Source organism: Kangsaoukella pontilimi (genome assembly GCF_009830125.1).
In the GTDB taxonomy this organism is placed as follows: domain Bacteria; phylum Pseudomonadota; class Alphaproteobacteria; order Rhodobacterales; family Rhodobacteraceae; genus Kangsaoukella; species Kangsaoukella pontilimi.
In genome coordinates this window covers 1,190,518-1,203,788 of sequence record NZ_WUPT01000002.1, presented here as the reverse complement: position 1 = coordinate 1,203,788, position 13,271 = coordinate 1,190,518, and the positions used below count along the sequence as shown (strand labels likewise).

At 67.8% G+C, this 13,271-nt stretch carries 16 protein-coding genes; 4 read left to right on the top strand and 12 right to left on the bottom strand.

Annotated elements, in window-relative coordinates:
- Positions 1-3: 3 nt before the first annotated feature.
- Positions 4-1,890, top strand: a complete 1,887-nt coding sequence (locus tag GQ651_RS15490) for a bifunctional sugar phosphate isomerase/epimerase/4-hydroxyphenylpyruvate dioxygenase family protein (protein WP_160765099.1) — start codon at positions 4-6, stop codon at positions 1,888-1,890.
- Between the two features lie 7 nt (positions 1,891-1,897).
- On the opposite strand, the gene GQ651_RS15485 is transcribed toward GQ651_RS15490, so the two are convergent.
- From GQ651_RS15485 to GQ651_RS15475, 3 genes are all read right to left on the bottom strand, one after another.
- Complete coding sequence (locus GQ651_RS15485; protein WP_160765098.1) at positions 1,898-2,647, bottom strand: sulfite exporter TauE/SafE family protein; 750 nt, start codon at positions 2,645-2,647, stop codon at positions 1,898-1,900.
- A 104-nt stretch (positions 2,648-2,751) separates the two neighbouring features.
- The gene (gene queF / locus GQ651_RS15480; RefSeq protein WP_160765097.1) at positions 2,752-3,216 is read right to left on the bottom strand and encodes a preQ(1) synthase; all 465 of its coding nucleotides are present in this window, start codon (positions 3,214-3,216) and stop codon (positions 2,752-2,754) included.
- Between the two features lie 169 nt (positions 3,217-3,385).
- On the bottom strand, positions 3,386-4,108 hold the full coding sequence (locus GQ651_RS15475) for a helix-turn-helix transcriptional regulator (protein ID WP_160765096.1): 723 nt from the start codon (positions 4,106-4,108) through the stop codon (positions 3,386-3,388).
- A gap of 104 nt (positions 4,109-4,212) precedes the next feature.
- Here GQ651_RS15475 and GQ651_RS15470 point away from each other — a divergent pair, with 104 nt between their 5' ends.
- Complete coding sequence (locus GQ651_RS15470; RefSeq protein WP_160765095.1) at positions 4,213-4,635, top strand: VOC family protein; 423 nt, start codon at positions 4,213-4,215, stop codon at positions 4,633-4,635.
- Between the two features lie 33 nt (positions 4,636-4,668).
- On the top strand, positions 4,669-5,025 hold the full coding sequence (locus tag GQ651_RS15465) for a VOC family protein (RefSeq protein WP_160765094.1): 357 nt from the start codon (positions 4,669-4,671) through the stop codon (positions 5,023-5,025).
- 19 nt (positions 5,026-5,044) lie between these two features.
- Here the strand turns inward: GQ651_RS15465 and GQ651_RS15460 are convergent, their stop codons facing one another.
- From GQ651_RS15460 to GQ651_RS15425, 9 genes are read right to left on the bottom strand one after another with little or no spacing between them, the layout of a single operon-like run.
- Positions 5,045-5,437: a CBS domain-containing protein gene (locus GQ651_RS15460; protein ID WP_160765093.1), complete on the bottom strand. Its 393-nt coding sequence runs from the start codon at positions 5,435-5,437 to the stop codon at positions 5,045-5,047.
- On the bottom strand, positions 5,434-5,610 hold the full coding sequence (locus GQ651_RS18810; protein WP_227258211.1) for a hypothetical protein: 177 nt from the start codon (positions 5,608-5,610) through the stop codon (positions 5,434-5,436). The genes GQ651_RS15460 and GQ651_RS18810 overlap by 4 nt, the downstream gene beginning before the upstream one ends.
- Before the next feature lie 16 nt (positions 5,611-5,626).
- Entirely contained in the window at positions 5,627-6,622 is a 996-nt protein-coding gene (locus tag GQ651_RS15455) for an FAD:protein FMN transferase (protein WP_160765092.1), read from the bottom strand.
- Positions 6,623-6,625: 3 nt separating this feature from the next.
- Positions 6,626-7,849 (bottom strand): NADH:ubiquinone reductase (Na(+)-transporting) subunit F, encoded by a 1,224-nt coding sequence (gene nqrF / locus GQ651_RS15450; RefSeq protein WP_160765091.1) that lies wholly within the window; start codon positions 7,847-7,849, stop codon positions 6,626-6,628.
- The gene (gene nqrE / locus GQ651_RS15445) at positions 7,846-8,460 is read right to left on the bottom strand and encodes an NADH:ubiquinone reductase (Na(+)-transporting) subunit E (RefSeq protein ID WP_160765090.1); all 615 of its coding nucleotides are present in this window, start codon (positions 8,458-8,460) and stop codon (positions 7,846-7,848) included. The genes nqrF and nqrE overlap by 4 nt, the downstream gene beginning before the upstream one ends.
- Entirely contained in the window at positions 8,457-9,125 is a 669-nt protein-coding gene (locus tag GQ651_RS15440; protein WP_160765089.1) for an NADH:ubiquinone reductase (Na(+)-transporting) subunit D, read from the bottom strand. Before GQ651_RS15440 ends, nqrE begins: the two co-directional genes overlap by 4 nt.
- Positions 9,126-9,128: 3 nt before the next feature.
- Positions 9,129-9,923, bottom strand: coding sequence for an FMN-binding protein (locus GQ651_RS15435; protein ID WP_160765088.1), 795 nt, complete (start codon positions 9,921-9,923; stop codon positions 9,129-9,131).
- Positions 9,910-10,692, bottom strand: coding sequence for an RnfABCDGE type electron transport complex subunit D (locus tag GQ651_RS15430; RefSeq protein ID WP_160765087.1), 783 nt, complete (start codon positions 10,690-10,692; stop codon positions 9,910-9,912). The genes GQ651_RS15435 and GQ651_RS15430 overlap by 14 nt, the downstream gene beginning before the upstream one ends.
- Positions 10,689-11,828: a Na(+)-translocating NADH-quinone reductase subunit A gene (locus GQ651_RS15425; protein ID WP_319637455.1), complete on the bottom strand. Its 1,140-nt coding sequence runs from the start codon at positions 11,826-11,828 to the stop codon at positions 10,689-10,691. The genes GQ651_RS15430 and GQ651_RS15425 overlap by 4 nt, the downstream gene beginning before the upstream one ends.
- A 253-nt stretch (positions 11,829-12,081) precedes the next feature.
- On the opposite strand from GQ651_RS15425, the gene GQ651_RS15420 reads away from it, so the two are divergent.
- On the top strand, positions 12,082-13,260 hold the full coding sequence (locus tag GQ651_RS15420; protein ID WP_160765085.1) for a cytochrome c3 family protein: 1,179 nt from the start codon (positions 12,082-12,084) through the stop codon (positions 13,258-13,260).
- The last annotated feature ends 11 nt before the right edge of the window (positions 13,261-13,271 follow it).

Genomic DNA, 13,271 nt, shown 5'->3' with positions numbered 1-13,271 from the left:
GCGATGAAACTCGGCATCGCCACCGTCTCGATCTCGGGCAATCTTGGGGAAAAGATCGACGCCATCGCCCGCGCGGGTTTCGACGGTATCGAGATTTTCGAACAGGATTTCATCGCCGACGCCGCCGGCCCCGCCGAGGTGCGCCGCCGGGTCGAGGACGCTGGCCTCGAAATCATGCTGTTTCAGCCCTTCCGCGATTTCGAGGGTCTGCCGAAGGACCTCCGCGCCCGCGCCTTCGACCGCGCCGAGCACAAGTTCGACCTGATGGAACAGCTTGGCTGCGACCTCGTCCTCGTCTGCTCTTCGGTCCATCCCGAGGCCCTGGGCGGCATCGACCGCGCCGCCGACGACTTTGCCGAACTGGGAGAACGCGCCGCCAAGCGGGGCATCCGAATCGGCTACGAGGCACTCGCCTGGGGCCGGCACGTCAACGATCATCGCGATGCGTGGGAAATCGTGCGCCGCGCCGATCACCCCAATGTCGGCCTGATCCTCGACAGCTTCCACACGCTCGCGCGCAAGATCGACCCCGAGACGATCCGGCGTATTCCGGGCGACCGCATCTTCTTCGTGCAACTCGCCGACGCGCCCCTGATCGAGATGGACCTGCTCTACTGGTCCCGTCACTTCCGGAACATGCCGGGCGAAGGCGATCTTGCTGTGCTCGACTTCATGTCCGCCGTCATGGCGACCGGCTACACAGGCCCCGCCAGCCTGGAGATCTTCAACGACCAGTTCCGCGGCGGCTCGCCCCGAACCATCGCGGCGGACGGCTATCGCTCGCTCGTGGCGCTTGCCGACGACGTCAAGACGCGCGCGCCCGAGACGGTCCAGCCCCTGCCCGATATCCCGCCCCGTGCCAAAGCCACCGGCACCGCCTTTATCGAGTTCGCCAGCCAGCAGGACGAAGCCGACGCGCTCGAGGCGCTCCTCCGCTCGCTCGGCTTTGCCGAGATCGGCAAGCATATCACCAAGAAGCTGACACTCTGGCGGCAGGGCGACATCCGGATCGTGGTCAACCGCGAGACGACCGGTCACGCAGGCGCCACCTGGAACGCGCGCGGCACCTCGGTCTGCGACATCGGCCTTGCCGTGACCGATGCCGACGGCGCCGTCGAACGCGCGCGTAAGCTCGGCTCCGAACCGTTCCGCCAGCCCCTCGGGCCGGGAGAACTCGACATCCCCGCCATCCGGGGCCTCGGCGGCAGCGTCCTGCATTTCATCGACGAGGACAGCGGCCTCGCCCGCGTCTGGGATGTGGAATTCACGACCAACGCCGCGCCGCATGAGGGCGCGCTCCTGCACTCGGTCGATCACATCGCGCAGACGATGTCATATGACGAGATGCTCAGCTGGTCGCTCTTCTACCGGACGCTGTTCCAGATGGACCGCGCGCCCATGGTCGACGTTATCGATCCTGACGGGCTGGTCCGCAGCCAGGCGCTCGCCGATCCCGAAGGCCGGCTCAGGGTCACGCTGAACGGGGCCGAGACCCACCGGACCCTCGCGGGCAGCTTTCTGGAAGAGACCTTCGGCGCCTCCGTCCAGCACATCGCGCTTGCGACAGACGACATCTTCGCCACCGCCCAGCGGCTCTCCGGCCTCGGCTTCGCACCGCTCGAGATGCCCGCCAACTATTACGACGACCTCAGCGCGCGCTTCGCCCTTTCGGACGAGCTTCTGGCGAAGCTGAAGGCCGCCAACATCCTTTACGACGAGGATGCCGCGGGCCAGCTCTTTCAGCTTTATTCCTCGACCTTCGCGGGGGGCATGTTCTTCGAGATCGTCGAGCGGCAGGGCGGATACCAGGGCTACGGCGCGCCCAATGCCCCCTTCCGCATCGCCGCACAGAAACGCCGGATGCGCCACAAGGCCGTCCCGCGCCGCTGACCCGCCTTCAGCCTCTCAGCCCCTCGCGGATCAGCAGGACCGAGATGATGAAAAGCGTGATCTCGACCAGCACGAAGAATATCCGCTCGGGCAGGATGCGGGTCAGCCGGTAGCCGACCCAGACGCCTACCAGCGCCAGCGGCGCCAGCACCGCCGCGATGCGCATCTCGCCCGGATGAAACAGGCCAAGCGCCATGTAGGGCGGCACTTTCGACAGGTTCAGGATGGCGAAAAGGATCGTGGACGTGCCCGCGAATGTCAGCTTGGGAAGCTGTTGCGGCAGAACGTAGATCTGGAAGGCCGGGCCTCCGGCATGGGCCACGAAGCTGGTGAACCCGCTCACGCCGCCCCAGAAGACACCTTTCGGAACGGTCGCCCCGGCGGCCTGCCGCGCGCCCTGAAACCGCGACCAGACGCGAAGGCCGATGAACCCCAGTCCGACCATCCCGATGGCGATACGCACCGCGTCGTCATTCGTGCGCTCGGCCAGAAGCCACCCCAGGAGGATGCCCAAAAGACCGGCAGGAATTAGGATCGCAAGGTTCCTGGCCGAGAAAGACCGGCGGTAAATCCACAGCCCGTAGATGTCGCTGATGATGTAGACGGGCAGGAGCAGCGCCGCCCCCTGCAGTGGCGACATGGTCAGCGACAGAAGCGGCACGCTCAACAGCGCCACCGCCGGCAACCCGCCCTTGCTCGCGCCCACGAAGAAGGCGGCGACAAGCGCTGCAGCCCAGAACAGGATCGGATCGCTCACCGTGTCTTGCCTTCCCTCGCGCCGCGCCACCCTTGGCGCTCGCACCGCTCAAAGCACGGGTTGCAGGGCTGTTCCAGCCCCTTCATGGCAGGCCCCGATCCGCCTCACCCCCGTCCGCGATAAGGCGGCACCCCCTGATCGGGAATCCAGACACCCTCGGGCATCGCGCCTGTCTGCCAGAAGACGTCGATGGGTATGCCGCCCCGCGGATACCAGTATCCCCCGATGCGCAGCCATTGCGGTTCGAGGAACTCGACCAGCCGCCGCGCGATCGAGATCGTGCAGTCCTCGTGAAAGGCGCCGTGATTGCGGAACGAGGTCAGGTAGAGCTTCAGCGACTTCGACTCCACCAGCCACGGCCCCGGCACGTAGTCGATCACCAGATGCGCGAAATCGGGCTGCCCCGTCATCGGGCAGAGCGAGGTGAACTCGGGCGCGGTAAAGCGGACGTTATAGGCCACGTCAGCCTGCGGGTTGGCCACGCGCTCCAGCTCGGCCTCTTCGGGGCTCGCCGGGATGCGCGTCGCGCCGCCAAGCTGCTTCAGGTCACTGTAGATAGACTCCGTCATGTCTCCCTCCGTTGAATCGGACGTCGGCCGTGCCAACCGGAACAGGGTCCCTGCGGGATGAAGGATGCCGTCTTCAATCTGAACCCTTGTTTTGATGACCGGGTAGGCTGCGACCGGTGGCATGCCGGGTACACCCCGCGAAGCCGCGCCGCAAGGCCCAGCGACCGCCTCAGTCCCCGGCTCCGCCTGTCAATCCATCCTCGTAGCGCTGCCGCTCCGTCGCCATCGCCCGCTCCCACTCGGCGCGGAGCAGGTCCATCCGGCGGGGTATGGCGGCCTCGAGCACCGCTGCCTCGGCGATCCGCTCGGTTCTGAAATACCGAAAGCCCTCGCGCAGCTCGCACCACGCCGCGATGATCCGGCTCGTGTCGCGGTAGCCCAGCAGGATCGGCCAGATGACACGACGGGTCCTGCGCCCCGCGTTGTCGGCATAGACCAGTTCGATCTTCCGCCCCCGACGGATGGCCCCGCGGATAGCCGCCGCACCCAGCACCTCGGCAGGCGTCACCACAGGCGCGACGCTGACCGACGGCTGCAGGAACGAGGTTCGGTATTTCTCTGGCGCTACTGCCTCCAGCTTGGCGATCAGCTTGTCCGCCGCCCGCGCCAGTTCCGGCTCGCCCCTCGTCCGCACCCATTGCACGCCCAGCACCACCGCCTCGATCTCGTCCGGGGTCAGCATCAGCGGAGGCATGTGAAAGCCCGGTTCCAGCACATAGCCGACGCCCGCCTCGCCATTGATCGGAACGCCCTGAGCGATCAGCGCCGCGACATCGCGATAGACCGTCCGCTTGGTCACGCCCAGCTCGGCCCCGATGGACTGCGCCGAGATCGGCCCCCTCGAACGGCGCAGGATCTCTATGATTTCGAACAGCCTGTCGCCCCGTCGCATGACGCCTCCTCTCAAGGACTTGGACCATACTGACATTATGCTGACAACACGCTGTCAGCATAGGGGCGGTAGAAGCGCGGAAATCAACGAAAGGAGCCTATTCAATGAGACCCTTCCTCGTCATCGCCCTTGCAGCGCTTCTGCCCGCCACCGCCGCCGCCGACGCGCCCCGGCCCATCGTCGCCATGGGGGCCTATGTGCCCACCGACGACATGGAGCGCTCGGTCGCCTTCTACCGGCGTCTCTTCGATCAGAGCCCCGCGATCGAGCTGCCCGACTTCGCAGCCTTCGGCGTGGGCGGCGGCTGGTTCGCCGTGGTCTCCCGCGCGCGATACGCGCCGGAAGCTCAGCCCGGCACGGGCGCGGTGCCGTATCTGCAATCGGAAGACCTCGAAGCCCTGCGCACCCGCCTCGCTGACACAGGGGCCTCCGTGCCCGGGATCATCGAGGAACCGGGCATCCACATTCTCAAGATCACCGACCCCAACGGCCAGTTGGTCGAATTCTTCCGCCTCATCAGCGAATGACGCGCAGCCACACCCCCTACAAGGACCAAGTACATGAAGATGAACTACGCCGTTCTCGGCACGAACGACATGGACGCGGCAAAGGGTTTCTATGACCGGCTCTTCGCCGGGCACGACCTGAACCGCATCACCCCGACCGACCGCATGACCTACTGGCTGGGTGAGGGTTTTGCCTTCGCCATCGCGCTCCCTTTCGACGGTCAACCGGCCACCGTGGGCAATGGCACCATGATAGGCTTCTGCGTCGGCTCGGCGGCAGAGGTCGACAGCCTTTATGACCGTGCCCTCACCCTCGGCGGCACATCGGAGGGTGCGCCGGGGCAGCGCGGCCCCAAGTATTCCGCCTATCTCCGGGACGTGGACGGCAACAAGCTCTGCCTGTCGGACTAAAGGCAGCCGGCCGTCCGCATCACCCGAGACGGGTCAGAACCGCCAGAACGTCCGAGCGATGAACAAGCCCCACCACCCGCGCCCCGTCGAGTACCGGGAACACGCGATGCGGGTGCTTGAGGAACAGTTCCGCCACGCGGATCACCTCGTCTTCGACGCTGACGGTGACCACCTCCGGCGACATGTGATCACCGACCGTCCCGCTCCATTCCCGGTGATAGCTGGCGTGAAGCGCGGGGCGAAAACAGTCTTTCTGCGTCAGGATGCCCACAAGCCGCCCGTCGTCGCCCAGAACCGGGGCGGCGGCGGCCTTGGCATCGACCATCACGGCCACCGCGCGCCGGATCGGCGTGGCGGGGGTCATTGTGGGAATGTCGGCGCGCATGATCGCGCCCACGCGGTACTCGGTCATGGTGCGCCCTCCCCTCGGTGGCGCTTCCTCAGCGGGCAATCGGCGCAGCGCCCGACGCTCAGATCGTCCGCCGCGCCGCAACTGGTCCGCGCCGGCCCGCGCCCAAAGGCAAGGCCAAGCCCCAGCCCTCCCGCCGCCAGCGAGATGATCGCAATCGCGAAGATGACCTCCATCAGCGTCCCTCCCCCGTCACAGGACCAACTCCCGCATGGCTCCGGTCGTCCATTGCCGGTGACCGGCGTCCTCGGCGCTGACGAACAGCGCCGCCACCCCCTCGGCCCGTGCGATTTCGGGTCCAAGAACCGGCCCGGCCGCGCACAGCGCGGTCGCCCAGCCATCGGCGGTCATCGCGTCGCCCGCCGCCACCGTGACCGAGCCCAGCGCACCGCCCGCAGGCGCACCGGTGCCGGGGTCGATGATGTGGGAATAAAGCCGCCCGTTCAGCTCATAGCTCTGAGCGGCGATGCCCGACGTGGCCACCGCCATACCCGGCGCCAGCCTGAGCGCCGCGACGGGCGGTTGCCCCACGCGGAGCGCCTCGACCGCCACCCGCCAGTCCCTCCCCTCGGGATGCGTGCCGATGGCCGCGAACTCGCCGCCGATCTCGACCAGGGCTTCTCCGACCCCGTCGCCTCGAAGAAGCTCCACGACCCGGTCCAGCGCCCAGCCCTTGGCGATCCCGCAGAGATCCAGCGTCAGGTCGGGCCGCCCCTTGGCAATCCCCGCACCGGCGGCCCGGATGCCCCGCCAGTCGGGCGCTCCGCCGCCCGGCGCGTCGATGGGTCCAAAGCCCCAGCGCGCCACAAGCGGCCCCACGGTCGGATCGAAAGCCCCGCCGCTCCGGCGCGCGATATCCAGCGCCGCGGCGGTGACATGGGCAAGGCTGGGGTCCGCCACCGCCACACCATCGGGCGCGGCATTGAACGCGCTCAGATCGCTATCGGCACGCCAGGGCGAAAAGACGCGGTCCACCTCGGCCAGAACCGCTCCAATCCTTCGCGTCAGCCCCTCCCGCTCTCCCGGTCCGCCATAGACCATGCGCCACGTGGTACCGAACGCCCGGCCGCCTGCACTCTCCAAGCCCGCCGCGAGCGCCGCCTTTGGCCCCAGCAGCGTCGCCCCGATCAGGCCAAGCGCCGTCCGGCGCGACGGGGCGAAGATCGGGGCGGATTTGCGTGTCGTCATCTCTCAGGCTCCGAAATCGTCGTAGAAAATCAGGTCGCGCTCGACGCCCAGCCGCGCCAGCGTCGAAAGTACCGCAGAGATCATCACCGGCGGCCCGCAGAGGTAGTACTCGCACTCTTCCGGGGCCGGATGCGCGCGCATCTCGTCGAAAAGCGTCTGGTGGATGAAACCGGTCTTGCCGGTCCAGCGGTCGCCCGGTGCGGGCTCGGACAGCGTGGGCGACCACGTGAAGCGCGCATGCGCGGCGGCCAGCGCCTCGAACTCGTCGGAATAGAACAGGTCTGCCGCCGAGCGCGCGCCATAGAAATACCGGATGCGCCGGTCGCCCGGTTTGCCCAACTCCTGATGGATCATGGCGCGCAGGGGCGCCATACCGACCCCGCCGCCCACATAGACCATCTCGCGCGCCGTGGGCTGGACGTGGAACTCGCCGAACGGACCGGAAAGCGTCACCGCGTCCCCCGGCGCGACCCCGAACAGCCAGGACGACACCACGCCCGGCGGCACCTCGTCCTCGCGGCCGGGCGGCGGCACGGCGAGGCGGATGTTGAACACCGCGTGCCCTTCGTCCTCGGGCCGGCTCGCCAGCGAATAGGCCCGCGTGACCTCGGTCTCCGAACCCGCCCGAAGGCCACGCCAGCCCGAAATCTCCCACGCTTCCCGGAATTCCGGCGGCACGTCGATGGACCCGAAATCCAGCCGGTAGGGTGGCGCGGTGATCTGCATGAAATCGCCGGCCAGAAACTCGGACGACCGGTCCTCGGGCAGCCGCACGACGATCTCGCGGATGAGCGGCGCCAGCATCCTTGCCGAGACGACGGTCCCGGTGAACCCGCCGCCCGCGCTCAGGATGTCGTCGGGCACGCTGACCGCGCAATCGCCCCTCAGCGTCGTCTGACAGGCCAGCCGCACATGGTCGCGCCGCTCGCGCGCGGACAGGACACCGCGCTCGGTCGCCTGAGGCCCGCCCGCGCCCTCGCCCGTCACCGTCACACGGCAGAGCCCGCAGGTGCCCGAGCCGCCGCAGGCCGCCGGGATCATCACGCCGCCCCCGTGAAGCACGCCGAGCAGCTTGTCGCCCCGCCGTGCCGCCAGATGCAGCGCGTCGTTCACCGCCACGTCCAGAGCCGTATCCGGCACCAGCCTGCTCCTGAGGAGGAGCAGCCCCACGGTCAGTCCGACCACAAGGACCACGATCACGAGGGAACCGATCAGCGCCTCGGTCATTGCGCCGCCGCCATCTGCGCGAAAGAGGCGAAGCCGAGCGACATCAGCCCGGTCAGCACGAAGGCGATGCCGAGACCGCGCAGCCCGGCGGGCAGGTCTGCATAGGCCAGCCGCGTACGGATCGCCGCCAGCATCGCCACGGCCACGGCGAAGCCCGTCCCGCTGCCGAGGCCGAAGACGAGCGACTGGGCCAGCGTGTAATCGCGCTCGACCATGAAGAGGCTGCCCGCAAGGATGGCGCATTGCACCGTCAGAAGCGGCAGGAAGACCCCGAAGGCGGCATGGATCGCCGGGAAAAACCGGTCGAGGATCATCTCCAGAAGCTGCACGGCGGCCGCGATGACGCCGATGAACGCAATGAGCGACAGGTAAGACAGATCGAGGTCCGGCATCCCTGCCCAGGCCCATGCGCCCGGCGCCAGAAGCCCTTGATATATCAAGTGATTGAGCGGAACCGTCACGCCCAGAACCCCTGTCATCGCCACGCCCAGCCCCACCGCCGCCTCGGGCCGCTTCGACAGCGCCAGAAAGGTGCACAGCCCCAGAAACAGCGTCAGCGGCATGTTGTCCACGAAGGCCGCCGTCAGGAAAAGTGAACCGAGCCCCGTCATTCCGCCGCCTCCGTAGCCGTCCGGGGCGGCGAGTATTCCGGCGCCTCGGCCTGTTCCGGGCGAAGGCTGCGGATCGCCCAGACCAAGAGCCCGAGCAGGAAGAATGCCGATGGCGCCAAAAGCATCAGGCTGAGCGGCGTGAACCACCCGCCCGCATCGGCCAGCGGCAGAACCTCGATCCCGAACAGCTCGCCCTTGCCGAAAAGCTCACGAATGCCGCCCAGAAGGAGCAGGATGAAGGAATAGCCCAACCCGTTCCCGAACGCGTCCACCATCGTCGGCAAGGGCGGGTTGTGCCGGGCGAAGGCTTCGGTTCGGCCCAGCACAAGGCAGTTGGTCGTGATCAGCCCCACATAGACCGACAGAGCCCGGCTGATATCCGGCAAATAGGCCTGCAACACCTGATCGATGACGATCACAAGGGACGCCACGATCACGATCTGCACGATCAGACGGATGCTGTCGGGGATATGGTGCCGGATGACGCTGACGATCCCCGCCGACAGCGTCAGCACAACCGTCAGCGAAACCGACATCGTCAGCGCCGTGGCAAGGCTGGTGGTGACCGCCAGCGCCGAGCAAATCCCCAGAATCTGCAGCGTCACCGGGTTCTGGCTGATCAGCTGGCGGGTCAGAACGCCCCAATAGTCGATGCGCCGCGCCACCCCTCAGAACTCCTCGCGCCGGATCGCGGCCAGAAGCGGGCCGTAGCCGTCCGACCCCAGCCAGAACCGCACCATGCCGGTGACCGCGCGCCCAGTCCTCGTGGCGCCCGTGATCCCGTCCACCTCATAGGGGCTCGAGGCGGCGCCGCGCGCCACGCGGAACCGTATCTCGCCCGCCTCGTCCCCCAGCTCGGTGCCCGGAAAACCGGCCTGCCACGCGGCTTCTTCGATCCGGCCGCCAAGGCCCGGCGTCTCGGAATGCTGCGTGACCGCGATTCCGGCGATGGTGTTGGTATCGCCCCTCAGCGCCATGATCGCATCGATCCGCCCGCCATAGCCCTGCCCGCTCATCGGCAACAGCAGCAAAGACACCGTCTCACCGTTTCGCAGAAGTAAGACCTGCGCATAATCCGGCCGCTGCCCAAGCCCCGCCAGATCCTGTCCCGGATCGAGCGCCGTCCAGTTCGCCGGATCGTCCAGCGCGGCGGCCAGCGTGGCGGGCGTCACGTCCCCCGCGGCCCGCCCGCTTTCAAGGTCGATCACGACGGTGGAAAGCGTGCCGCCCGACTGCTCCAGAAGCGCGCCCATGCCGGGAATGCCCTGCACCAGCGCCGAAATCCGCGCCTGCTCTTCCGCCGCGCGGTTGGCGGCCTGTATCGGGCGCAGCACGACGGTCGCGCCGCTGACGAGGGCCGCGCAGATGGCCGAGACCAGAAAGGCCACCAGAACCGTCTTGGTCCGGCTTTCGTTCGGCAGCGCCAGGAGACGCCGCCACGGATTCCAGTCACGTCCGGCCATGACGCCTCCTTCTGAGGGCGACCCAGAGCGCGATCGCGATTTCATCGAAAAGCGGCGCGGCCAGAGACGCCAGAAGCGCAGCCGCCACCGCAATCTGCACCGGCGCCGCGCCGGTCCAGCCCGCCGCGAAGAAGACCAGCAGCAGCGCAAAGAACGCCCCCCCGATCCAGCGCCCGAGCATCGTCGCGGGGCTGGTCACCGGGTCCGCCACCAGAAGCGCCAGCACGACGCCCCCCGCCAGAAGCGCCGGCTCGGGCAACATCCCCGCCGCCGCCGCGCCCGCACCCACCAGCGCCGCGCTCAGGACGACGCCCGCCGGCATGACGCCGAAGGCCACCCCGATCAGAAGCGCCGGCACCGCGGCCCATGCGACGGGCGCCTCGAAGACCGGCCATGCAAAGGCCGGAAAGCCGAAGCCGAGGAACGAGAGCGCGACAGTCGACGGGTGGACCACGTTCCGCCCCCAGCCGCCGAAGACAAGCTCGCCCATGACCACGCCGAAGCTTATGCCCAGCACCATGCGGAAGACGCCCAGTTCCTCGGGCGCCAGCATTCCGATGGCCAGCGCCGTCGTCAGCACGGACAGGGACGGCGGCTGCGCCCTGAGCAGCATGAACGCAAGGTGCCATCCCGCAGCGACCAGCAGCGCCAGACCGAACCGTGCCAGCGCGCCGATCCCCTCGATCCAGACCCAGAACAGCGCCAGAGGCATCAGCGACGCGATCAGCACCAGCGCCACCGTCTCGCGGTTCCACAGACCCCGGCTCATGGCGCGAACTCGGACTGGATACGGTCGAGCATGGCGCGAAGCTGCGCCGTGATCTGCCCTTCTTCGCTCAGCACATAATCGGCCAGCGCCACGTCCTCTTCGAGCAGCGACAACAGGCCCAGTTTCATCGCCGTCTCATCATCGCCTGCGGCCAGCGCCCGGATGAAGGGCAGCGCGGGCAACGCGCCGCCAAAGGCCTGATCCAGCCCGGCGCTCGGGATCGCGGGGGCGATGGCCGAGCGGCTGAGCGCGGCGATCAGCCAGTGCGGCTTCCGGGCCGCGCCCTCCCGCGGCAAGACGCTCACCTGCCGGTCGCGCGGGCCCAGCCACTGGGCCGGGCGGCCATCCAGCACCGAGCCCGCCAACACCACATGCTGGCCGGGGGCAACGATCCGCCGGGTCAACTGCCGCAAGTCCGCGCCCGGATGGGTCCGGAGTAGTCGCCCCTCGCGAAGCGCCGGCCCACCGATCCGCACGAGACGCAGCATCGGCAGAACTCCTGTTTCCAGAAGCGTGCCGAACGCGGCCACGTCCTCGGCATGGATGTCCCAGACCGGCGCCTCCAGCCCCGCCGGAAAGGCCTGATGAATGCGGATGCCCGCCGAGCCCTGCGGATGCCGCGCCCCGCAAATGAGCCGCCGGATGCGCCCCGCGCCACGGCCCGTGTCTGGAATGCGCGCGCCCTCGGCGGAAAATATCAGTACCGGCCCATCGGTCAGCGTCTCAAGCGCGGCGACGCCCCGAAGGAACGCTTCTTCCCGGCCTTCCAGCGCCGTCGCCGGATCGGGCGCAAGGGGCCGCGTATCCGCCGCCATCACTGCGATCGCCGCCGGCACTTCGTTATGGGCGGGCATGCCGCCGAACGGGCGCCGCCGAAGCCAGGGCCAGATGCCCGCCCCCTGCATCAGCCGTCGCAAACCGGCAGCCGTGCCCGCATCGGCCGTATCGTGCCGCTCGACATCCCCCGAAGCCTCGCGAAAGAGAACGATCTCGGACAGGCGCCGACCTGGCAACAGCGACAGCCGCGCCACCCGGCCCGCAACAGGGGCGACAAAGCAGACATCGGGCGCGTGTCTGAGACAGGCGACCGCAGCACCCGCCGCCACCAGGTCACCTTCCCGGACAAGGGGCGTCACAGCCGGCGCAGCCCCGTTGCCCGGGCGGACAGCAGTCTCTTCCGTGACAACGTCTTCAGTGCCACCCACAACGGGAGGCGAGGAGATCTCGGGTATCAGGCCGGCGCTACGTCCAAGAAAAGACATGGCTTCTCAGTTACTTGCACCCCTGCCCGTCGCGCATCGGACAGGGATTTCGGAAATTTCTAGTGAAACCGTAACACAGATATGTTCTTTTGGAAGGCATCATTATCTCCCATTCAGGAGGTGCCATATGCGACACTCCAGCATTCCCAATCTTCTTTCCTTCGGCCTTGCGCTCTTTCTTGCCGCCGTATTTTTCGGCAGCGTCAGCCTGGGTCAGATCAGTACCGATGACGCCGCAGAGGACGACACGGCGATCCCCTTCGCCCTGCCGCAATCCGGCCCGTTCAAGCCTGCGGACATTCAGATCGACAACGACAAGGCTATCTCGGACTGGTTCCGATCGGCCCATGCGAACGCCGCCGCCGAGGCCTTCAGCCACTGGGACGACGACGGCGAGGTCCGCGCCGCCTGCGCCACCTGTCATTCCGGCGAGGGCTTCCGCGACTTCCACGGGCTAGACGGCACCGAGGTCGGCGTCGTGAACGGCACCATCGACACAGGCGGCGTCGTCGACTGCGGCACCTGCCACAACGCGGGCCTTGCCAACGTGACCGAGGTCACGCTGCCTTCGGGCGTCGTCCATCCGGTCACCGGCGTCGAGGCGTCGTGCCTCACCTGCCATCAGGGCCGGAGCGCGGGCGCGACGGTGGTCAAAGCCACCGCCGACATGGCGGTGGACGAACCCAACTCCGATCTGCGCTTCATCAACCCGCACTACGCAACCGCCGCCGCGACATGGCTGGGTGGCTACGGTCAGGCGGGCTATCACTATGACGGAAAAGACTATTCCGGCCGCTTCTTCCACGCCCGACCCGTGGCAAGCTGCAACTCGTGCCACGAGCCGCACACGCTTGAGATCGCGTTCGAACCCTGCCTCACCTGCCACCAAGCCGACAGCCCGCGCGACATTCGCATCTCGCGGCAAAGCTATGACGGCACCGGCAATACGTCTGTCGGCATCCGCTCGGACATCGCCAATAACGCGGCGCGTCTGCTCGACATGATCCGCCAGTACACGGCCGAGGTCGCCGGAGTACCGACGATCTATGACGGCACCCGCTATCCGTATTTCTTCAAGGACGCGAATGGCGACGGCGCGATCGACATGGAGGACGGCTCTCCGGTGGCCTATGGCGCATGGACGCCCCGCAGCCTGCGCGCGGCCTTCAACTGGAAGCTCGTCACAGCCGATCCCGGCAACTATGCCCACAACCCCCATTACGCTCTCGAACTTCTCTACGATTCGATGGCGGACCTGAGCGGGCCTCTGGGCATCGACATGGAGGACCTCGGCCTGCTCCGCTAGGGGCGGGCGCG